Source organism: Salmonella sp. 5800 (genome assembly GCF_046558195.1).
Classification (GTDB): domain Bacteria; phylum Pseudomonadota; class Gammaproteobacteria; order Enterobacterales; family Enterobacteriaceae; genus Salmonella; species Salmonella enterica.
On record NZ_JBGDOX010000004.1, the window covers coordinates 120,204 to 143,051 of the forward strand.

At 52.6% G+C, this 22,848-nt stretch carries 16 protein-coding genes; 8 read left to right on the top strand and 8 right to left on the bottom strand.

All coding sequences use genetic code 11. The features are described from left to right. Positions 1-135 precede the first annotated feature (135 nt). The 3 genes from sadA to ACLJZ5_RS09950 form a co-directional block, all read right to left on the bottom strand. Positions 136-4,521 carry a trimeric autotransporter adhesin SadA gene (gene sadA, locus ACLJZ5_RS09940; RefSeq protein WP_024797493.1) on the bottom strand — a complete coding sequence of 1,462 codons (4,386 nt, stop codon included), beginning with the start codon at positions 4,519-4,521 and terminating at the stop codon, positions 136-138. A gap of 43 nt (positions 4,522-4,564) precedes the next feature. Then, a complete protein-coding gene (locus ACLJZ5_RS09945) occupies positions 4,565-5,248 on the bottom strand; it encodes a DUF3251 domain-containing protein (RefSeq protein ID WP_024797492.1) in 684 nt (227 codons plus the stop codon). A gap of 487 nt (positions 5,249-5,735) precedes the next feature. Next, positions 5,736-6,098, bottom strand: a complete 363-nt coding sequence (locus tag ACLJZ5_RS09950) for a YibL family ribosome-associated protein (protein ID WP_000665687.1) — start codon at positions 6,096-6,098, stop codon at positions 5,736-5,738. A 290-nt stretch (positions 6,099-6,388) separates the two neighbouring features. Between ACLJZ5_RS09950 and ACLJZ5_RS09955 the strand changes: the two genes are divergently transcribed. After that, positions 6,389-6,598: a hypothetical protein gene (locus ACLJZ5_RS09955; RefSeq protein ID WP_001062558.1), complete on the top strand. Its 210-nt coding sequence runs from the start codon at positions 6,389-6,391 to the stop codon at positions 6,596-6,598. 9 nt (positions 6,599-6,607) lie between these two features. Here ACLJZ5_RS09955 and mtlR read toward each other — a convergent pair whose 3' ends face one another. The 3 genes from mtlR to mtlA all read right to left on the bottom strand — a co-directional run bounded on the left by mtlR (position 6,608) and on the right by mtlA (position 10,490). Next, complete coding sequence (gene mtlR, locus ACLJZ5_RS09960) at positions 6,608-7,198, bottom strand: mannitol operon repressor MtlR (protein WP_000193201.1); 591 nt, start codon at positions 7,196-7,198, stop codon at positions 6,608-6,610. Beyond that, on the bottom strand, positions 7,195-8,343 hold the full coding sequence (gene mtlD / locus ACLJZ5_RS09965; protein ID WP_000645391.1) for a mannitol-1-phosphate 5-dehydrogenase: 1,149 nt from the start codon (positions 8,341-8,343) through the stop codon (positions 7,195-7,197). The genes mtlR and mtlD overlap by 4 nt, the downstream gene beginning before the upstream one ends. Before the next feature lie 230 nt (positions 8,344-8,573). Further along, positions 8,574-10,490 (bottom strand): PTS mannitol transporter subunit IICBA, encoded by a 1,917-nt coding sequence (gene mtlA, locus ACLJZ5_RS09970; protein ID WP_000093287.1) that lies wholly within the window; start codon positions 10,488-10,490, stop codon positions 8,574-8,576. A 533-nt stretch (positions 10,491-11,023) separates the two neighbouring features. Here mtlA and ACLJZ5_RS09975 point away from each other — a divergent pair. The 5 genes from ACLJZ5_RS09975 (at position 11,024) to selB (ending at position 16,568) form a co-directional block, all read left to right on the top strand. Then, complete coding sequence (locus tag ACLJZ5_RS09975; protein WP_000479642.1) at positions 11,024-11,386, top strand: DUF3302 domain-containing protein; 363 nt, start codon at positions 11,024-11,026, stop codon at positions 11,384-11,386. Positions 11,387-11,388: 2 nt separating this feature from the next. Then, positions 11,389-12,525 carry an HlyD family secretion protein gene (locus ACLJZ5_RS09980; RefSeq protein WP_003827339.1) on the top strand — a complete coding sequence of 379 codons (1,137 nt, stop codon included), beginning with the start codon at positions 11,389-11,391 and terminating at the stop codon, positions 12,523-12,525. A gap of 97 nt (positions 12,526-12,622) precedes the next feature. Beyond that, positions 12,623-13,231, top strand: coding sequence for a glutathione S-transferase (locus tag ACLJZ5_RS09985; RefSeq protein ID WP_000766677.1), 609 nt, complete (start codon positions 12,623-12,625; stop codon positions 13,229-13,231). A gap of 98 nt (positions 13,232-13,329) precedes the next feature. Continuing rightward, on the top strand, positions 13,330-14,721 hold the full coding sequence (gene selA, locus ACLJZ5_RS09990) for an L-seryl-tRNA(Sec) selenium transferase (protein ID WP_024798277.1): 1,392 nt from the start codon (positions 13,330-13,332) through the stop codon (positions 14,719-14,721). Next, positions 14,718-16,568, top strand: a complete 1,851-nt coding sequence (selB, locus tag ACLJZ5_RS09995; RefSeq protein WP_000582387.1) for a selenocysteine-specific translation elongation factor — start codon at positions 14,718-14,720, stop codon at positions 16,566-16,568. Before selA ends, selB begins: the two co-directional genes overlap by 4 nt. Positions 16,569-16,805: 237 nt before the next feature. Here the strand turns inward: selB and ACLJZ5_RS10000 are convergent, their stop codons facing one another. After that, positions 16,806-17,687 (bottom strand): ROK family protein, encoded by an 882-nt coding sequence (locus ACLJZ5_RS10000; RefSeq protein ID WP_001188280.1) that lies wholly within the window; start codon positions 17,685-17,687, stop codon positions 16,806-16,808. Between the two features lie 168 nt (positions 17,688-17,855). Between ACLJZ5_RS10000 and aldB the strand changes: the two genes are divergently transcribed. After that, positions 17,856-19,394 carry an aldehyde dehydrogenase AldB gene (gene aldB / locus ACLJZ5_RS10005; protein ID WP_000183988.1) on the top strand — a complete coding sequence of 513 codons (1,539 nt, stop codon included), beginning with the start codon at positions 17,856-17,858 and terminating at the stop codon, positions 19,392-19,394. 341 nt (positions 19,395-19,735) lie between these two features. On the opposite strand, the gene ACLJZ5_RS10010 is transcribed toward aldB, so the two are convergent. Continuing rightward, on the bottom strand, positions 19,736-21,691 hold the full coding sequence (locus ACLJZ5_RS10010; protein ID WP_023245585.1) for a glycoside hydrolase family 127 protein: 1,956 nt from the start codon (positions 21,689-21,691) through the stop codon (positions 19,736-19,738). A 263-nt stretch (positions 21,692-21,954) separates the two neighbouring features. On the opposite strand from ACLJZ5_RS10010, the gene ACLJZ5_RS10015 reads away from it, so the two are divergent. Further along, positions 21,955-22,770, top strand: coding sequence for a helix-turn-helix domain-containing protein (locus tag ACLJZ5_RS10015; RefSeq protein ID WP_000891808.1), 816 nt, complete (start codon positions 21,955-21,957; stop codon positions 22,768-22,770). Positions 22,771-22,848: the final 78 nt, after the last annotated feature.

Below are 22,848 nucleotides of genomic sequence, written 5' to 3' on the forward strand. Positions count from 1 at the left end.
TTTAGTGAAATGTGAGTAGGCTGTGGTAACGGGCTAAAATTGGTAGGGCCAATTGAGGGGAGAGGACAGCAAAGGGAAGTGAAAAGGCAATGGCATTATGCCATTGCCTTTGATGTCGGGAGTGTTGTTACTTCATTACCACTGGAAGCCCGCGCCAATGGCCGCAGAGTAATCGCCCTGGCTGTTGCTGGTTCCTTGCAATTTATACACCCAGCCCCCGCTTTCACTTACCATGGAGACACCAATGGCGACGGCACTTTCACCATTAAACGTACCGCCGGCAATCGAGGTCATGTTGGCGCCCGGGGCGTAGGCTTGTGGCAGACCGGCCATCGCCATCGCTGAAGCGATACCGCCGCTCATCTTGTTTTCTACTCCTTTGATTTTGCTGTTCATTTCACCCATTTTTTGGTCGGTATAGGTGTTTGCTTCTTCGACGCTGCGTTTCAATTGCGCATAGTTAACCGCATCCGTATCATTCACCGCCGCTGAAACATTGCCGATCCGAGTGGTACCGCCACTCCCGTCTCCCAGGTTGAGCACGCTATAGTTAACCGAGCCATCTGCATTGGTTTCATAACGCACGGAGCCTGCTTCTGAGGCTTTCAGTTGCGCCACATTAACCGCGTCAGTGTTGTTCACCCCTGCGGCAACGTTGGTAATACGGCGTTGTTGAGTAGAAGAGCCGACAGACACAGTATTAGCTTCATCTGCGACGGAATTTGTGCCTAACGCCACGCTGTTTTCAGCGGCAGCAATAGAGCCAGAGCCAATCGCGACGCTGTCCGCACCCTGGGCATTTGCATCTACGCCATCGGTGTTGGTCTTGAAGTACTTGGTGCTACCGGTAGTGACGATATCGCCAATACCGTTTTCAATATTGGTGACGCGAGTATCAAGACTACTCACCTGCGTGTTCAGGTTATTGATGCTTTCGGTATTCGCGGCAACACGGCTGTCGGTGACTTTCAATTGACCAACGTTAACGGCATCGGTATCTGCCGAACCCGCCGCGACGTTAGTGATCTGACGTTGGCCGTCTTCACTGCCGACAGAGAACTCACCGACAGAGTTCTGCGGTGTGTCCATGTTGTAGGCGGTGTAGTCAGTCTGTGCGCCGCGAGTGGTCTGAGAACCATTACCCATTGCAATACTGTTTGCATGGTAGGCGCGTGCGTTAGAACCGATAGCAATACCGTTGATGGCATCAGCCATCACCAGTGTATTCAGACCAATACCAATACCTGCATCAGCATTGACGATGGTCTTCGCACCCATTGCCAGTGAGTCAGTTCCGACAGCCAGTGAATCTTCTTCCGTTGAGTTTGCGTGGTAGTACTTGGTCGGTGTAGTAGTGACCGCACCAATGGCATTTTGTAACTGACGAACTGTTACCGCATCTTGCGCTTCAGAGCCGTCAGCAACGTTGGTAATTTGACGATAGCTTTCTCCATCCGTCCCCAATGACAACGCGCCCAGCAACTTTCTGTCTGTTGTATTGTAGCCAATGACAACGCCATCGCTTGTTACGCTCGTTGTTTGTATACCTGATGAAATCGCGCGGTTGGAGGTGGAGCCACTGCCCAAAGCGATACTGCCATCAATGCTACTGCTGCTGTTTTGGCCAAGAGCCAGACTGCCAGCGCCAGAGGCGACGGCGTCGTAACCTACTGCCGTTGCGCCGTTACCCGTTGCGTATGCATCCTGGCCTTCAAGCCCGTTATCATTCGTACGGATGTATTTCACGCCGGTACCATTTTCCGTGATATAGGTTTCGCTGGTATCGCCGGCTAGTTGGCTAATAGATTCATTATACTGAGAAATCAGCATGTTAGTTTCATAAAGCTGAGAGCCATTAACGGCGTCAGTACTGTCACTGGCGATTTCACCTGCTGCTACATTGGTTATCTTATTGGTGCCGCTGGTACCGTGGCTGGCGCTGAACGCACCCTCTTCGTCATCCCAGCTCAGTGCATCGGTACCAAGATTGGTGATGGACGTATTGATATCCGCGATAGCAGAGGTGTTTTGATCCACCTTCTGGTTGGTTTCATACAACTGTGAGCCGTTTACCGCGTCTGTACTGTCCTCAGAAAGCGCCCCGGCGGCGACATTGGTTATTTTACTGGTGCTTCCACCGTGGTTTGCGCTGAAAGCGCCGATGTCTTCGTCCCATAACAGAGCGTTATCAGTGAGGCCGGTAATGGACGTATTAATGTCGGAGACAGAAGTATTCAGGTTCTCAATCGCGCTGCTGTTCTGAGTGATGTTAGTGGTATTGGCGGCGATATCGGTCGTGTTCTGATCCACTTTTTCATTGGTTTCGAACAGCTGCGATCCGTTAACGGCGTCGGTACTTTCTTCAGACAGCTCTCCGGCAGCAACGTTGGTGATTTTGTTTGTCGTACTACTTCCGTGGCTGGCAGAGAACGAACTCGTTGTCTCATTCCAGCTCAGGTTGTCAGAGCTAAGATTGGTGATGGACGTATTAATATCTGCGATAGCAGAGGTGTTTTGATCCACCCTCTGGTTGGTTTCATACAACTGGGAGCCGTTTACCGCGTCTGTACTGTCCTCAGAAAGGTCCCCGGCGGCGACATTGATGATTTTACTGGCGCTTCCGTTGCGGTTAGCGTTGAATGCGCCAGAGACTGCATCCCACAACAGGGCATCGTCAGTGAGCGTGGTGACGGAATTGTTCAGGTTGTTGATGCTGGTGGTGTTGGTGGCGATATCAGTGGTGTTCTGATTGATGCTGGTTGTATTGGCAGCGATATCAGTGGTGTTCTGAGACACATTTTCATTGGTGGCAAACAATTGTGAGCCGTTAACGGCGTCGGTGCTGTCCGAAGCCAGGGTACCCGCCGCCAGATTGGTGATTTTGCTGTCGCTTCCGTTGTGGTTAGCGCTGAATGCGCCAGAGGTCGCATCCCAAAGCAGGGCATCATCGGTGAGCGTGGTGACGGAGTCGCTCAGACTGTTGATACTGGTGGTGTTGGTGGCGATATCAGTGGTGTTCTGAGTGATGCTGGTCGTATTAGCGGCGATATCGGTTGTGTTCTGAGACACATTTTCGTTGGTGGCAAATAGCTGAGAGCCGTTAACGGCGTCGGTGCTGTCAGCGGCCAGGGTACCCGCCGCCAGATTGGTGATTTTACTGTCGCTTCCGTTGTGCTTAGCGCTGAATGCGCCAGAGGCTGCATCCCAAAGCAGGGCATCGTCGGTGAGCGTGGTGACGGAGTCGCTCAGGCTGTTGATATTGGTGGTGTTGGCGGCGATATCAGTGGTGTTCTGATTGATGCTGGTCGTATTGGCGGCGATATCGGTTGTGTTCTGGTTAATGCTGTCGGTATTAGCGGTAATATCGGCAGTGTTTTGGTTGATGCTGTCGGTATTGGTGGCGATATCAGCAGTGTTCTGATCTACTTTTTCATTCGTATCAAACAACTGAGAGCCGTTAACGGCGTCGGTGCTGTCCGCAGCCAGGGTACCCGCCGTCAGATTGGTGATTTTGCTGGCGTTTCCCGTGTGGCTAGCGCTAAAGGCGCTGGTGCTGTCATCCCACAGCAGCGCGTCTTCGGCTAATCCTGCGACAGAGGCCTCTGTGTTAGTGATAGAAGTGTTAAGTGCGCTTAATGCACTGCCTACGTTATTGTAGATGCCTGTGCCTACCTCGTAGAGGGGCGCATTCACTGTACCATCACTATTAACGGAAGCCCCTCCGCCGAGTCGGTCGGCGACGGATTGACTTAAAGAATAAATTTGCGCACCTGTAACGGCATCGGTACTGGTGGAATTGATGTCGCCTTTAGCAACGTAGGTGATCTGCCGCTGAGTGGTGCTGTTACCCACGGCGACGGAATTGTCTTCCTGGGCGATAGAGCCCGAGCCAAGGGCAACTGAGTTGGTGCCTATCGCTTTTGCGCCATTACCAAATGCAGCGCTGTCGTCGCCGCTCGCAGTGGCTTGATAACCTAATGCAGAGGAAGTTGCTCCGCTCGCGACAGATTTATAACCTAACGCAACTGATTTTGCGCCGCTCGAATTGGCATACACGCCCATTGCCATTGAATAACTTCCACTGGCTGAGGATGAGGCGCCCATTGCAATGGCCCGGTCACCAGCAGAAACCGATTTTACGCCAAGCGCTAACGAAGAGTCGCCGGTGGACTGGCTGTATGAACCAATGGCGGTACTCCATTTCCCCATCGCGGAGGCTTTATAACCCATTGCGGCGCTTGCGCCATCAACGTTGGTGTAAGTATTGGCTGTGGCATCGGTACCAATTGCAATCCACCCTTTTCCTCCAGTCTGGGTACCCGTTGGAGTAACGCCGTCGCCAGTATCGTTCCCGGCATTGGCCAGTGCGTCCGCAGAAACCATAATGCTGCTAAGACTGATGAGTGCGGAAACCGCCAGCTTTCTGCGGCCGCTTTTTTTGCCGCGGCTTTTTGCGGTTTCGCTGGTGACAACAAATGTTCCCGTAGCGGCATTCCAGAGGACTCTAAATATTCTGTTCATGAATAAGTGCTTTCCTTTTCTAAAATAATTGTATCAATGGCTATTATTTTTTTGGCTTCTTTTTCGTATCATTAATAGGCTGTATGCTGTCGAATATGACATTCTCCATGTTAATACCTATTTTTAGATACTTAAGATTATTGGGCGATACGCCTTTTAATGTTAGCGTGACGTTTGTCCATGCTCCCGGTAAGAGTTCGATTGTCGAATCCATTTTTGTGTTGAGCAGGAGTTGTCGCCATCGAGGCAGATCTTTTGCCTCGGAAGGTTTTTTCGTACCCCATGTCATATTAAACGCAAGGTTTGATACGGGAATGCTGAGTAAGTTAACTAAATCAAGATGAATAACACTTCCATTATCTATTGGCTCAATAGATAGAATACGCCCGGCTAATCCGATATTGCCGTTGTTAATAATAAAATAGTGCGTTTGTGATGGGTCCAGTTCTGTATAGTCGAATAGCCGTTGTTTGCGTTCAACGCGGCCAACGACTTCGGCGATCTTTTGAGTCGTGTTGATAACCGTAGCTTGTTGTTTTTCTAGCAAATTCATCTTTGCTTCTTGTTCTTTTTGTTGTTTTTCTAACAGGTTTATCTTTGTTTCTTGTTCTTTTTGTTGTTTTTTCAGCTCTTCAACAAGGTGTTTATCTGCAAAGTAGTCACAACCAGATAAAAAGAATGTGAATCCCAAAGCAAGCAGGGGGATAAATTTTCCATTTTTGTGCATATAAAATATCCTTGTTAATAATTTATATAATATAAATAGTTAACCTGTTATTTATACAGCTAACTCATCATATTGCGAGCATTGCCAATAGCCATTAATATATGGTTATAATTAAAACATTCATTGTTTCTATAGAAATGCGCAAATACCCGACGTTGTTTATCAATTACTCATAGCAATGCTTTATAAAAATATAATTATAATGTTTATGTATGGGGATTTTTTTCAGGGATGATAATGTTATTTAATTTTGCGGGTCAATCATATTCTGCGGGATATAAGAAAAGAGGATGAAAAAAATTCATTGTATAAATACAAACAGGCATGATAGTGGAATTTTTCATCCTGAAAAAGCAGAGACTACCGTTAAAAATGAACTTGTATATAAGCGGTGTAAATACTTCCAGGAAAAATTCGGAATATAGCCCGATGCTCTCAAGACACCCTCCGTACAACGGGTGTCCTGAGAGCCTGTGATGCGGAAGGTTTAGAACTCGCTCTTCGCGAAGCCTGTCATCTCTTTGAGCCCCATTTCCCGGCCCAGCGCCGTCATCGGGTGGACCACGATCAGGCCGCGTACGCTTTTTTTGAGTTTGCCCATATCGGCCTGCTCTTTTTTAGTGATCGCGCGGCGAAACGGCAGGTTCATCAGCTTCTGCGCTTCTTTACTCAGTTTTTGGCTGTGTACTTCGCGCAGACGGATAATTTCTGCTTCCAGCGTCTCTTTTTCTTTTTCCAGCTCCGCGTATTTATCGGCGGATTCAACCAGAGAGAGACCTGCCTGCTGGTGGCGAATAGCGTCAAGACGATCGCTCAGGCGTTTAATTTCGTTTTTTTCGACTTCTTTCATGGGATAGCTTCTGATAGAAATGGGATAGATACCTTATAGTATGCGCGCAGTGAGTGATTCTTCACAACTCATGACGTAAAGATAATCAATTATGGCAAGTATTACACTGCTCACTATTTAATTATCTCGTTGAGAATAAAATCCTTTTTGTCGAAAGAAAAGATGAAGCGCCCTTTTGTCGGCAAGAAAAGCGATTAAGCACATTTTCCTCAATGACAACGCTAAATTGATCCTAAACTCAAATAAGCGACCGCGGGAGTCAGACGCGGGTCCCACATGGAGGATCTATCATGGCAAAAATAGGTGAGAACGTACCACTTCTTATTGATAAAGCCGTCGATTTTATGGCGTCCAGCCAGGCGTTCCGTGAATACCTGAATAAAACGCCGCCGCGTGATTATGTTCCTTCCGAAGTGCCGTCGGAGAGCGCGCCCATTTATTTGCAGCGTCTGGAATATTACCGACGGCTGTACCGACCAAAAGAAGAAGAAAGAGGTTAACGGCGGGATTTACTTTTGAAAGGCCTTTTTTAAGCTGATTTTAGAAATCAGCTCGGTCAGAGAGAGGACCATCGTCGAACGCACCGCCTGCTGGTAGCGCTGAATTTGCATGGCGTATAGCGCCGCGTCGGACGTATCAAAATGCGGCGGCGGCGGTAGCGCCATGACGCAGTGCAGTTCGCCAAACGGCCCGAGGATTTCATCGTCGGTAAAGGCGTACTCATTGCCGTCGTGATTCAGCTCTTCGCGCAGCGCCATTAACAGCTCCGCATCTTCATATTCGGTGCGGCTGAGTACGCCCAGACCATAGATAAGTTTCAGACGTACCGAAAGATCGCCCAGCGGCCCGTCGCCGTCCAGCAACGGTTCCACAGCGTATTTCACCGCATAGTCGTCTTTGCGAAACACCTGGAGCACCAGAATATTCACCGCCTCGGTCAATAACTCGACGGCGGTAATCAGGAAGCTCCGTACGGTTTTGCCAGCATTCAGACGCTCAAGCACACGATTTTCAAAGGCCTGGGTTTGTTCCATTATTGCCTGCATATCTGACAATCTGTTATTTGGGCGCAGGCTAACCTGCGCCGGATTCTGCGTCATTTGGTCGCGTTATATGCGTTAACCGCCTCCGCCACCACATCGCTATTGGCATCCAGCCCGGAAATTTGCGCCAGCGCGGCCTGCGGGCCTTTTTCGGTAATCAGAGCCGCCAACTCCTGCGCCTGCGGATCTTCATCACTACGGAAATGCATCGCCGCCGCGATCCCTTTGACCAGATTTACATGCGGCAGACCATATTCCAGGGTGCCAAGCAGCGGTTTGATCAGACGGTCGCCCGCGCTGAGTTTGCGTAGCGGCTGACGACCTACGCGTTCGACGTCATCTTTCAGATACGGGTTTTCAAAACGACCGAGGATTTTCTGAATGTATGCCGCATGTTTGTCGGCATCAAAACCGTAGCGTTTGATCAGCACCGCGCCGCTTTCTTCCATCGCACCTTTCACCACCGCACGAATACTCTCATCGAGAATGGCGTCGCGAATGGTTTGATGACCGGCTAATTTGCCGAGGTACGCGGTTATAGCATGACCTGTGTTCAGCGTGAAGAGTTTACGTTCGACAAATGCCATCAGGTTATCCGTTAACTCCATCCCCGGAATGTTTGGCAACGCGCCTTTAAACTGGGTTTTATCGACAATCCACTCGCTGAACGTTTCTACCGTCACTTCCAGCGGATCGTTGGTTGCAGAAGCGGAAGGCGGCACAATACGGTCAACGGCGGAATCGACAAAACCGACGTGCTGTTCAACCCAGGCTTTATCGCCATCCGCCAGCGCGTTCATTACGTGGCCTTTCAGCTGCGTGGTGCCGCGCACCATATTTTCACAGGCGATGATATTCAGCGGGGCATCCACGCCCTGCGCCTTACGTTTTACCAGCCCTTTAGCGATGGCCGGAGCGATACGCTCAAGCACAACCGGACCCACGGCAGTAGTGATTAAATCAACGTGGGCAATCAGGTCGACAACATCATCGCCGATGCTGCTGACAGCGTTGACGCCGGAAACCGTATCAACCTGCTCATTTTCACCCACAACATGAACCTGATAGCTATGACGGGCATTCAGGGCATCGAGTACGACCTGATTTACATCCGCAAACGTCAGTTGTATCCCCGCGTCAGCCAGCAGTTTGCCGATAAAGCCACGACCGATATTACCTGCGCCAAAATGTAATGCTTTCATAGTATTAACCTTCATTAATGTTTTTACCCGAGAGGGCTGGGGTGAGGGACTGCATAGATTTCCCCTCAACCTAACCCTCTCCACAAGGGAGAGGATATCGCCTTCATATTTCGAACTGCAGATGCGTTGGCTCTCCTCGCTCACCCCAGTCACGTACTTATGTACGCTCCTGGGGATTCACTGCGTTGCCGCCTTCCTGCAGCTCGAACTATTTTGGGGATACTTAACTGTTAAGCTTTTTTACCTGCCAGCAGTTCCAGCACTTCATCCACGCTGGTGGTGTGCGCCAGACGTTCGATCACGGATTCATCATCCAGCGCGTTGGTCAGGCTGGTGATGACCTGGATGTGCTCATTGTTACGTGCGGCGATACCAATGACCAGACGGGCAATATCGTCTTCTTCTTCACCGAAGCGTACGCCTTCCGGATACTGGCAGAACACCACGCCGGTTTTCAGCACGCGATCTTTCGCTTCCACCGTGCCGTGCGGTACTGCGATGGATTCACCGAGGTAAGTCGGCGTCAGCTTTTCGCGGTCCAGCATCGCCTCGACGTATTCCGGCTCAACATAGCCGCCTTTCACCAGTTGTTCACCGGCAAAGCGAATCGCCTCTTCTTTGTTAGCGGCTTTACGGCCCAGGAAGATATTCTCCGCACCCAGTTTGAACAGGTTGTTATCACCCTCCTCAAAGCTGTCTTTCAGATGGTCGCGTACTTTCTCTTCATTAGTATTGTGGCGCTGTGCGGCAACCAGACGTTCGGTCAGGCTGGTGTACAGGCCGCTATCCAGGAAGTTGGTCAGCGAAATATGCTGCGCCTGCGGTACCTGACGCATCGCGCGCTCGGTAAGGTCACGGTGAGTAATGACCAGATCCACATCCGGCGGCAGATTGTTAATGGCGCTGTTGGTGACGGAGATCTGGCTCAGGCCCGCATCCTGTACTTTCTTACGCAGTACCCCTGCGCCCATCGCGCTGGAACCCATACCGGCATCGCAAGCCACGATGATTTTACGCACATGGCTCAGGTCGTTGGTCACGTCGCCAGCCGCCAGCGGAGAGGCGCCTTTAGATTCCGCTTTCATGTCATGCATACGACGGGTGGCCGCTTCAATGTCATCTTCTTCTTTCACTTTGCTGGTTTTCAGCAGAATTGCAGAAACCACGAAGGAGACCGCCATTGCCGCCACGATGGCAGCGATGTTAGCGAAGTAAGCGCCTTTTGGCGTCATCGCCAGTACGGCCAGAATGGAGCCAGGAGAAGCCGGAGAAACCAGACCGCCGTTCAGGATGGTCAGGGTGAATACGCCAGTCATACCGCCAAGGATAACGGCCAGGATCAGACGTGGGTTCATCAGCACGTACGGGAAGTAGATCTCATGGATACCGCCCAGGAAGTGGATAATTGCCGCGCCGCCCGCAGACTGTTTAGCGCTGCCGCGACCGAAGAACATGTACGCCAGCAGGACGCCCATCCCTGGACCCGGGTTAGCTTCAATCAGGAAGAAGATGGATTTACCCATCTCATGGGACTGCTGGATACCCAGCGGTGAGAAGATGCCGTGGTTAATCGCGTTATTGAGGAACAGGATTTTCGCCGGTTCAACAAAAATGGACGCCAGCGGCAGCATATCGTGCGCCACCATGAAGTTAACGCCCGCCGCCAGAATTTTGGACAGGACTTCAACCGCCGGACCAATACCGAGGAACGCCAGGATGGCGAGGATCATACCGATAATGCCAGCGGAGAAGTTGTTCACCAGCATCTCAAAACCGGATTTGATCTTACCGTCTACCCAACTGTCGAATTTCTTAATGCAGTAGCCGCCTAATGGACCGGCGATCATTGAGCCGAGGAACATCGGCATATCCGCGCCGACAATAACGCCCATGGTAGTGATAGCGCCCACCACGCCGCCGCGTTCGCCGCCAACCAGACGACCGCCGGTATAACCGATGAGCAGCGGCAGCAGGTAGGTGATCATCGGACCAACCAGTTTCGCCAGCGTTTCGTTAGGCAACCACCCTGTTGGAATAAATAATGCGGTGATAATACCCCACGCGATAAACGCGCCGATATTAGGCATCACCATATTGCTGAGGAATCGACCAAAGCTTTGCACTTTGATCTTAATATCGGATGACATAAAAACACCCCTTCTTATGTTGCTGTCGCGCAGGCTGAAAGCCCGAGGTTTGTTAATGTAGCGGCAGAGGTAGCCGGACCCTGTAGTGTAGATACTGCGCAATCTGGCACTGAATCGTTCAACTGTCCAGTCGACGGTCTTTTATGTGATATTCGTCACGTAAATATAGGGTGTATGGCGTTAGTTAATGTGATTTTAATCACAAAATAACGGTACAAAAAAACATCACAGTGCAATAATTCGCTGCAAATGAGGATTAAATGTGAACTGATTCACATTTTTGGTTTTGCTGTTTGTCGAATTTTTGTGATGTGGATCGCAAATTATTTTCATCTGGATTTGAGTAGATGTGATCTGCGGCAGGTTCTACCCCCGACATTTTTTATTGCAAAACAAAGCAACTTCTCACCAGAAAAAATATTTATTTTGTGGTATGGCGAAAACCCCAAACTGCAGTTATGTTCAAAACATCAGCCAGGGTGCATACGGCTGCCGGCATAAAAAACTCTAATTAGCGTGAATTCGAGGCAGGCATGTTTCTAAATTATTTCGCGTTGGGCGTGCTGATCTTCGTTTTTCTGGTTCTGTTTTACGGAATCATCGCCATTCACGATATTCCCTATAACATGGCTAAAAAACGTAACCATCCCCATGCCGATGCCATCCATACTGCGGGATGGGTGAGCCTGTTCACTCTTCATGTTATTTGGCCGTTCCTGTGGATCTGGGCCACGCTCTACCAGCCTGAAAAGGGATGGGGAATGCAGTCACACATCACACCGACCGGAAAGGAGTCAGACCCTGAGATTGCCGCGCTGGCAGCGCGAATCACCCAGTTGGAAAAAAGACTGGATGGGGAGAAAAAAAACGATAACTCCACCTTTCCGGAGATTTAATCATGGATTTGTTGATAGTCCTGACCTATGTGGCCTTTGCCTGGGCCATCTTTAAAATATTCCGTATTCCGGTAAACCAATGGACGCTTGCTACCGCTGCATTAGGTGGGGTGTTCATTGTTGCGGGATTGATTTTATTAATGAACTATAACCACCCGTATACTTTTACGGCGCAAAAAGCGGTTATTTCAATTCCGGTCACTCCGCAAGTCACAGGAATTGTTAGTGAGGTAACAGATAAAAATAATCAGCTAATTAAAAAAGGTGATGTGCTGTTTAAGCTCGATCCGGTACGGTATCAGGCGCGTGTCGACAGGCTGCAGGCTGATCTGGTTACCGCTACGCACAACATCGACAACCTGAAAGCACAGTTGTCGGAAGCGGTCGCCAATACCACCCGTGTATCTGCTGAACGTGACCGTCTGTATAAAGATTATCAACGCTATTTGAAAGGCAGTCAGGCGAAGGTTAACCCGTTCTCTGAAAGCGATATCGATAACGCTCGGCAAAACTATCTGGCACAGGATGCGCTGGTCAAAGGCTCGGTTGCAGAACAGACGCAGATTCAGAGCCAATTAGACAGTATGGTCAACGGTGAGCAATCTCAGGTTGCGTCCCTACGTGCCCAGCTTGCCGAGGCTAAATACAATCTTGAACAGACGGTAGTTCGTGCCCCCAGCAACGGTTATGCCACGCAGATTTTAATTCGTCCGGGGACTTACGCAGCAGCATTACCTTTGCGTCCGGTAATGGTGTTTATTCCTGAACAAAAACGGCAAATCGTGGCGCAATTCCGCCAGAATTCGCTGCTGCGCCTTAAACCAGGCGATGAAGCGGAAGTGGTGTTTAACGCGCTGCCTGGTCAGGTTTTCACCGGCAAGCTGACCAGTATTCTTCCTGTCGTTCCGGGTGGTTCTTATCAGGCGCAGGGCGCATTACAGTCCTTAACGGTGGTGCCGGGTACCGATGGCGTGCTGGCCACGATTGAGCTGGATCCGAATGCCGATGTGGATGCGCTGCCGGACGGTATCTATGCCCAGGTCGCAGTCTATTCCGACCATTTCGCCCACGTGTCGGTAATGCGTAAAGTACTGCTGCGCATGACCAGTTGGATGCATTACCTTTATTTGGATCATTGAGACCGTCATCACCTGCCATTTTCAGTGACCTGAGCCATACTAAGCGGTGCCCCACTATCATTGGGCACCGCTTTTTTGTTGGCAAAAAGGACCCGGCATGAAACTCATTGGCAGCTATACCAGCCCTTTTGTGCGTAAAATTTCGATTCTGTTACTGGAAAAGGGCATCACCTTCGAATTTGTGAATGAACTTCCCTACAACGCGGATAGCGGGGTGGCGCGCTATAACCCGTTAGGTAAAGTACCCGCGTTGGTCACCGATGCGGGCGAGTATTGGTTCGATTCGCCGATCATCGCGGAATATATTGAGCTGCTGGATATCGCGCCAGCGATGCTCCCGCGTGACCCGATGGCGGCGCTTAAAGTTCGCCAGCTTGAAGCGTTGGCTGACGGCATTATGGATGCAGCGTTGGTTTCTGTACGCGAACAGGCGCGCCCGGCGGCGCAACAATCGGAAACGGAACTGTTGCGCCAGCGGGAAAAAATCAACCGCAGCCTGGATATGCTCGAAAGTTATCTGAGCGACGGGACACTAAAAACGGATACGGTCAATTTGGCGACTATCGCGATTGCCTGTGCGGTAGGCTATCTCAACTTCCGCCGGGTCGCGCCTGGCTGGTGTGTTAGCCGCCCCCACCTGGTCAAACTGGTCGAAACGCTTTTTCAACGCGAAAGCTTTGCCCGCACCGAAGCGCCAAAGGCTTGACGCGCATTATGTCCGCCTGAGCAAACTCACGTTACAATCCCCCTTATGTCGATATCCCTCTCCCGCCAGGAGAGGGCCACCAACAGCCAGGCATTTTCATGACAAGCGAAACGCGTACACTCTACAGCCAGCTTCCTGCTATCGATCGCTTATTGCACGATAGCGCTTTTCTTTCTCTGCGCGATCGGTATGGTCATACCCAGGTGGTTGATCTGCTTAGGCGGATGCTTGACGACGCGCGCGACGTCATCCGGAATACGCAAACGCTTCCCGACTGGTACGCAGACTGGGCGCAAGAGGCGAAACTCCGGCTGGAAAATGCGGCGCAAAGCGCGCTGCGCCCGGTGATTAACCTGACGGGGACGGTGTTGCACACCAATCTTGGCCGCGCATTGCAGGCGCAAGAAGCGATTGAGGCGGTAACGCAGGCGATGCGCGCGCCGGTGACGCTGGAATACGATTTAGATGGCGCCGGGCGGGGGCATCGCGACCGGGCGCTGGCGACGCTGTTATGCCGAATCACCGGGGCGGAGGACGCCTGTATCGTCAATAACAATGCGGCGGCGGTATTGCTGATGTTGGCGGCGACCGCCAGCGGCAAAGAGGTGGTGGTTTCGCGTGGCGAGCTGGTCGAAATCGGCGGCGCGTTTCGTATTCCGGATGTTATGCGCCAGGCGGGCTGTACGCTGCATGAAGTGGGCACCACCAACCGGACGCACGCGAAAGATTACCGTCAGGCGGTAAATGAAAATACCGGGCTGTTGATGAAGGTGCATACCAGTAATTACAGCATTGAGGGCTTTACCAAAACGGTAGAGGAAGCGGAACTGGCGGAAATTGGGCGAGAGCTGGATATTCCGGTGGTGGCGGATCTGGGCAGCGGTTCGCTGGTGGATTTAAGTCAATATGGCTTACCCAAAGAGCCGATGCCACAGCAGCTCATTGCCGCAGGCGTCAGCCTGGTAAGCTTCTCCGGCGATAAGTTGCTGGGCGGGCCGCAGGCCGGGATCATCGTCGGCAGAAAAGCGATGATTGCCCAACTGCAAAGCCATCCGCTGAAACGCGCTCTGCGCGCGGATAAAATGACGCTGGCGGCGCTGGAGGCAACGTTACGTCTGTATCTGCACCCGGAAGCGTTGGCGGAGAAATTACCCACCCTGCGTCTGTTAACCCGCAGTGAAGCGTCGATTCGCGAACAAGCGCAGCGGTTACAGGCGCGGCTGGCGGCACGTTACGGCGATGAATTTGCGCTGGAGGTTAAACCCTGCCTGTCGCAAATCGGCAGCGGTTCATTACCGGTAGACCGCCTTCCCAGCGCCGCCATGACCTTTACCCCGCACGACGGGCGCGGTAGTCGGCTGGAGGCACTGGCGGCCCGCTGGCGCACGCTGCCTGTACCGGTCATTGGCCGAATTTATGATGGCCGTTTATGGCTGGATATGCGCTGTCTTGAAGACGAAAGCCGGTTTATGGAGATGATGCTGAAATGATTATTGCAACTGCCGGACACGTAGACCACGGTAAAACGACGTTGCTCCAGGCGATTACCGGAGTCAATGCCGATCGCCTGCCGGAAGAGAAAAAACGCGGGATGACTATCGATCTGGGCTATGCCTATTGGCCGCAGCCGGATGGTCGCGTGCTGGGCTTTATCGATGTGCCTGGACATGAAAAATTCCTCTCTAACATGCTGGCGGGCGTAGGCGGTATTGATCACGCTTTGCTGGTGGTCGCCTGTGATGACGGCGTCATGGCGCAAACGCGCGAGCATTTACAGATCCTGCAACTGACGGGCAATCTCCAGCTCACCGTCGCGCTGACCAAAGCCGATCGCGTGGATGAGGCGCGTATCGGTGAAGTACGTGAAGAGGTACTGGCGGCGCTCGACAACTATGGCTTCGCCGATACCGTTTTATTTGTCACCGCCGCCAATGAAGGACGCGGTATTGCAGAACTTCGCGCTCATTTACAGCAGCTTCCTGCACGTTTGCACGCCGCGCAGCATCGTTTCCGTCTGGCTATCGACCGTGCGTTTACGGTGAAAGGGGCGGGACTGGTGGTGACCGGAACGGCGCTGAGCGGAGAGGTAAACGTGGGCGATACGCTATGGTTGACCGGCGTTAATACGCCGATGCGCGTACGAAGTCTACACGCGCAAAATCAGCCCACCGACCATGCGTATGCCGGGCAACGTATTGCGCTCAATATTGCGGGCGATGCGGAGAAGGAGCAGCTTAACCGCGGCGACTGGCTGCTTTCGGATGCGCCGGTGGGGGAGGCTTTTTCCCGGGTGATCGTTTCTCTGGCGCTTCATGCGCCGCTTTCCCAATGGCAGCCGCTACATATTCACCATGCCGCCAGCCATGTGACCGGTCGCGTCTCTTTGCTGGAAGGCGGGCTGGCCGAGCTGATCTTTGATACGCCGTTGTGGCTGGCCGATAATGACAGACTGGTGCTGCGTGATATTTCCGCACGCGCCACCCTTGCCGGCGCACGCGTGGTGACGCTTAAGGCGCCGCGTCGCGGTAAACGTAAGCCAGATTATTTGCACTGGCTTTCAACGCTTGCCGCCGCGCAGGACGATAGCGCGGCGTTGGCCATTCATCTGGAACGCGGCGCCGTCAACCTGCCGGATTTCGGTTGGGCGCGTCAGCTTAATCCTGTCGGTATGCGTCAGCTTATTGAGCAACATGGTTTTATCCAGGCCGGAGACAATCTGTTAAGCGCGCCCGTCGCCGCCCGCTGGCAGCGTAAGATTCTTGATACGCTGGCGACCTACCACGAACAGCACCGCGATGAACCGGGACCGGGACGCGAGCGTTTACGCCGCATGGCCCTGCCAATGGAAGATGAAGCGCTGGTCCTGATGCTGATCGAGCGGATGCGCGACGACGGCCTGATTCATAGCCATCACGGTTGGTTGCATCTGCCGGATCATAAAGCAGGATTTAGCGATGAGCAGCAGGCCGTCTGGCAAAAAGTCGAACCGCTATTTGGCGATGAGCCCTGGTGGGTACGCGATCTGGCGAAAGAGACCGGAACGGAAGAACAATTGATGCGGCTGGTGCTGCGGCAGGCGGCACAGCAAGGCATCATTACCGCGATCGTAAAAGATCGGTACTATCGTAACGATCGGATTGTCGCTTTCGCCAATATGATCCGCGAGCTGGATCAAGAGAGAGGATCAACCTGTGCGGCGGATTTTCGCGACAGGCTGAATGTAGGGCGGAAGCTGGCCATTCAGATCCTTGAATATTTTGACCGGATTGGATTTACACGACGTCGTGGGAATGATCATTTATTACGTGATGCGTTATTATTTCCGCAAAAAGAATGAAATGGTTAAATTAAATAACAAATGAAGCAATACAATTATTGCGTTGCTTTTTATTTTTCTGGCTTCTTAAAATAGCCAGCGTGAGCCTATTATCAGAATAGTTTTGCCCATATTCTTTGCGCCTTAGTCAGGCGACTCACGATGAGATTGTGGAAATTTGATGTAACGCCTTTGCCCGGTGGCGCGGACGCTTACCGGGCCTGCGTAGACGATGCAGGCCGGATAAGGCGTAACTCGTTAGCTTCGGGCGAGCTTTTGCTGCGCCAGCCAGACGGCGCCCAGCCTGCCCGCCTGATTTCCCAGTTGGCAGGGCTGAATCGGCACCTGGAGCGCCTCCCACATTTCAAACGTTTCAAGATGCCGCGTCAGGAGCGGGTAGAGCTTTTCCTGTTCGCTTATTCCTCCGCCGATCAGCACCACGCCCGGATCAAACATAGAGATCACGCTGTAAACGCCGCGTGACAGATAACGCGCCCAGTCATTGACCGCCTCACGCAGATGAACATCGGTCGCCATTCGTTCGAAGATCACATCCGCAGGCGGCATCTCTTCGGCGGGCAGCGCCAGCGCCTGGCGGCACGACGCCATTAATCCGCTGGTTGACGCGATTTTATGCATACTTTCGCCATTATTCCCGACCGGCATGACGCCGAATTCACCGGCATGGAAATGTGCGCCGCGATACAGTTCTCGTCCGACGATAATACCGCCGCCAATGCCGGTTCCAATGGTGATACAGACCAGATTGTCATAATGCTGTCCGGCGCCTCGCCACATTTCGCCCAGCGCCGCGCAGTTCGCGTCGTTCTCCACGACCAGCGGCAGATCGGTTAGCCCGCTGAACAACTCCATCAGGTTGACGTCATCCAGGTAAGCCAGCGCGCCCGCTTTTGCCGCATGACCGTTATGGGGATTAATATGGCCGGGGAAACTGACCCCGATTGCCGCAATGTCATAGTCCTGTTGGCAACGCGCCACCACATCCTGCCATTTGCGGGTAAACGTGGAGGCGTCCTCTGGCGTATCGAATTGATAATGGGTTAATTCTTCGCCGTCACTGTTAATCACGCCATATTTGACGTGAGTTCCTCCCACATCAATGCCGATATATTGCTGCATAGTGTTCTCCGTACGTTAAACAGGCACCTGTTTAGTATGGCTAAAACCAGACGGAGAAACGTAAAGGAAAGTAATTCGTGATTGCTGTCGTAAAGCGGGAAACCATTGGCGAAAAATTCACCAGTACCGTCTACCCTTGTGGAGTACCTTTACAATAAGGAGTTGGTCATGACGAACAATCCCCCTTCAACACGTATTCAGCCAGGTGAATACGGGTACCCACTGAAGTTAAAAGCCCGCTATGACAATTTTATCGGCGGTGACTGGGTTGCGCCCGCCGACGGCGAATATTATCAAAACCTGACGCCAGTGACCGGCCAGCCGCTATGTGAAGTCGCTTCCTCCGGTAAAAAAGATATCGATTTAGCGCTCGACGCCGCGCATAAGGCGAAAGATAAGTGGGCGCATACGTCAGTACAAGACCGTGCCGCTATCTTGTTTAAGATCGCCGATCGGATGGAACAAAACCTCGAGCTGTTGGCGACAGCGGAAACCTGGGATAACGGTAAACCGATTCGTGAAACCAGCGCCGCCGACGTACCGCTGGCGATCGATCATTTCCGCTATTTCGCCTCCTGTATACGTGCGCAGGAGGGCGGGATCAGCGAAGTTGATAGCGAAACCGTGGCCTACCATTTTCACGAACCGCTTGGCGTCGTGGGACAGATAATCCCGTGGAACTTTCCGTTGTTGATGGCAAGCTGGAAAATGGCGCCAGCGCTGGCGGCGGGTAACTGCGTGGTGCTTAAACCGGCACGCCTGACGCCGCTTTCCGTTCTGCTGTTAATGGAAGTCATTGGCGATCTGTTACCGCCGGGCGTCGTCAACGTCGTGAACGGCGCGGGCGGCGAGATCGGCGAATATCTGGCGACCTCGAAACGTATCGCGAAGGTGGCGTTTACCGGTTCGACGGAAGTGGGTCAACAGATCATGCAGTACGCCACGCAGAATATTATTCCGGTGACGCTGGAGTTAGGCGGTAAATCGCCAAATATCTTCTTTGCTGACGTGATGGATGAGGAAGATGCGTTCTTTGATAAAGCGCTGGAGGGATTTGCCCTGTTTGCCTTTAACCAGGGCGAGGTGTGTACCTGTCCAAGCCGTGCGCTGGTCCAGGAGTCCATCTATGAGCGCTTTATGGAGCGCGCTATTCGCCGGGTAGAGAGCATTCGCAGCGGGAACCCGCTAGATAGCGGTACACAGATGGGGGCGCAGGTCTCTCACGGCCAGCTTGAGACTATCCTCAATTATATCGATATCGGTAAAAAAGAGGGGGCCGATATTCTGACCGGTGGGCGACGCAAGGAGCTGGATGGCGAACTTAAAGAGGGCTATTACCTTGAGCCTACCATTCTGTTTGGTAAGAATAATATGCGCGTCTTTCAGGAGGAGATCTTTGGCCCGGTGCTGGCGGTAACCACCTTTAAAACCATGGAGGAGGCGCTGGAAATCGCTAACGATACCCAATACGGCCTGGGCGCTGGCGTCTGGAGCCGCAACGGCAATCTGGCCTATAAGATGGGGCGCGGCATTCAGGCCGGGCGCGTATGGACCAACTGCTATCACGCCTATCCGGCACATGCGGCGTTCGGCGGCTATAAACAGTCGGGCATCGGGCGCGAAACGCATAAGATGATGCTGGAACACTACCAGCAAACCAAGTGCCTGCTGGTGAGTTATTCCGATAAGCCGCTGGGGCTGTTCTGACGCAAGAGGTAATGCCCGATGGCGCTGCGCTTATCGGGCCTACCGCATTGATATCAGCCTGGTGGTAATGCCCGATGGCACTTCGCTTATCGGGCCTACCGCGTTGATATTAGCCTGGTGGTAATGTCTGATGGCGCTTCGCTTATCGGGCCTACCGCATTGATATCAGCCTGGTGGTAATGCCCGATGGCACTTCGCTTATCGGGCCTACCGCGTTGATATTAGCCTGGTGGTAATGTCTGATGGCGCTTCGCTTATCAGGCCTACAAAAATTCATCGCAATTTACTGATATTGCAAATCTTGTAGGCCGGATAAGGCGCAGCCGCCATCCGGCACAGTATTACCGCTCGTTAACCCAAATCCGCATTTCTCCCTCGCCACGGTTGGCCCAGCTAAACCACGGAATGAACGTTAGCGTCTGCGGCTGGCGCGATGACGGCGCGTTATCGTAGTGCCACAACGCCTGATGCTGCGCATCTGGGGCGCTTTGCTTCTCGCCTTCAGCCTGAATCAGCATCTTATGCGCAAAAAGCCCTTTGCCCTCAAAGACCCGGAACTCACTCTCTTTCGGTAGCCACAGATTATGCAGTTCTTCGCCGTTATCGGCCTGCTCAAGGCAATAGACCAGTGGCCCGCGCTGAATGGCGACCTTACCGGCGACGTGACGCGCCAGCGGATTGCCATACACGCGGCGAACCGGCATCGGCAGCGTCAGGGTTATCGTATCGCCCTCCTGCCAGGTCCGACGGATATGCAGATAACCTTTGCGAATATCCTGCTCCACTTCCAGCCCGTTGAGCGTCACTTTTGCCTCAGGGCACCAGTCCGGCAGACGTAGCGCCAGCGTGTGACGTACCGGCTGCACAGAGTCGATGGCAATCTTCACCTGCTCATGCCACGGGTAGTTCCCGCTGATTCGCAGTTTGAGCGCGCCATTTTCAACCGGTATTTCCATGCTGTTACCCACGTACATATTGATGTACAGCGCATCCGCACGCGGCGTGTAGATGTAGTGACCAAGGGAGGTGAGCACGCGGGCGATGTTCGGCGGGCAGCAGGCGCAGCCAAACCAGCGCTGGCGGATGGGCTTAACGTGATCGTAAATATGGTTGAATTTTAACGATTTTGGATGCACTTCCAGCGGGTTGACGTAGAAGAAATGCTTGCCATCCAGCGCCATACCGCCGAGGACGGTGTTGTACAGCGCGCGCTCCATCACGTCGGCGTACTGGCTATCGGCTTCCATTTCCAGCATCCGGCGGGCGAACATCATCAGGCCGATTGAAGCGCAGCTTTCCGCATAGACCGAATCATTCGGTAAATCGTAATCGCTGCTAAAGGCTTCGCCACTGCTCTGTGAACCGATGCCTCCGGTGATATACAGCTGACGCTGCGCCATATTTTTCCACAGACGCAGGCAGTCCTGGCGTTTGCCTTCATCGTTGCTCAGGCGAGCGAGATGCGCCACGCCAGTCATCAGATAGACAAAACGTACCGCGTGGCCAATGGCCGTCTGCTGCTGCGAAATTGGCAGATGCGCCTGGCTGTAGGCTTTGTCTTTGACCATCCACGCCGGGCCGTAGGTATGCCAGTAAGAGGTTTGGCCGCGTTTTTCGTACTCTTCGTCGTAGAAGTGCGGTTGGGCGCCGCGCTGCCCGATAAAGTAGCTTGCCAGCGTCATATAGCGCGGCTGCTCTGTTACCTCATACAGACGCATCAGCGCCAGCTCAATTTCCGGGTGGCCCGGATAGCCGTGCAGCTGATTTTCGCCAGGGCCGAAAGTGCTGTCGATATGATCGGCCAGGCGACAAACGACGTCTAGCAGCCGACGCTTGCCGGTGGCCTGAAAGAAGGCGACGCCCGCTTCAATCAGGTGCCCGGCGCAATAAAGCTCGTGGCACTCCGCCAGGTTGCTCCAGCGTTCTTGCGGGGCTTTTGCCGTAAAGTACGTATTGAGATAGCCATCGTCACACTGCGCGGCGGCCACCAGTTCAATCACCTCATCGGCGGTTTTCTCAAGCGCGGGATCGGGCTTCTGGCACAGTGACCAGGCAACCGCTTCCAGCCATTTCGCCACGTCGCTGTCCTGAAAGACCATGCCGTAAAAGTCGCCCGTCTGCTGGCCTGCGGCAATGCGGAAATTTTCAATGGCATGGCTGGGTTCAGCCTCTGGAATACGATCGTTTAACGCATCCCACTGGTAAGGAATAACCACATCGCGAACCAGTTGTTGATACTGTCCGAGGAACGGATCGCTGACCGTCAGTTTATGCAGATCGACTTCCAGTACGTTCATTTCGTGCTCCTTAAGGCTGTAGAGGTCATAAATATTCCTCGCTGACGGGGTATTTTATGGCAGTAATTTTTATTTTCGCGTTATGACCTGATTCATTTTGCCCAGATAGCGGTGAGCGACAAGGCGATAAAAGAGTAAAAAAAGATGACGATTCCGACCCGTATTTAAAAATGTGAGATGGATCGAGTGAAATGACTATTTTTAGTTAATAATCAAAAGGTAATATGAAATACGGTGCTGAATGAGCGGGAAATGACATATTAATGCTCGAATTATCCATAACATTACCGATTAAAGTCCAAAACGGCGGATTATTTATTTCTCGCGGCATTGGGCGTCATCCTGCCAGGCGTCTGCAATCGTGGGAAATTATATTTGTGGAAAAAGGCTGCCTGAAAATTCAGGAAGAAGAATGTGTTTTCTGTGTCGAAGCCGGGGAAAGCCTGTTGCTTTGGCCGCATCGCCGCCATATTGGCGTTGAGGAGTTTCCAGCCGATCTTAAATTTTACTGGCTCCATTTTGAGGTCAAAGCGCCTGACAGCGACCCGCGCTGGCTGACGCATCTTTCCGTGCCGCAGCATACCCAGGTTGCCGATCCGCAGGCGCTGATTGCGCTTTTTCGCCAGTTTATGAACGAGCAGGAAAAGCACCAGCGCAGCCCGGCGCTGGAGTTCATCGTGCTGCTGATTTTGCAGCAGCTCACCGTTGACGCCCGGCAGAATGAAAACGCCGAGGCCGCTGGCGTGTCGCTGGCCTGGAAAGTACAGCAGTTGATTCGAACGCACTATCACCTGCCGCTTTCCAGCTCGGTTCTGGCGAAAGAACTGCATTGCAATGTGGATTATCTGGGACGCGTTTATCGGCGGGTATTTCACCTTACGCTAACGGAAGCCATCCACCGCCAGCGGGTGCGCGAGGCGGAAAAGTTGCTGATTAGCGACGCGCGTTCGTTAAAAGAGGTGGCGGAGCGGTGCGGTTTTAATGACGTTGGTTACTTTCGCCAGATCTTCCGCAAGCACACCGGCCTGACGCCTACCGCCTGGAAGCGGCGCTACAGTAAGGAACACGTTAATTCTTGAGTATAATCTTTGGCCCTCTGACAACGCGGTTGCAAACTGAATGCCCGATGGCGCTTTGCTTATCGGGCCTACAAGAGT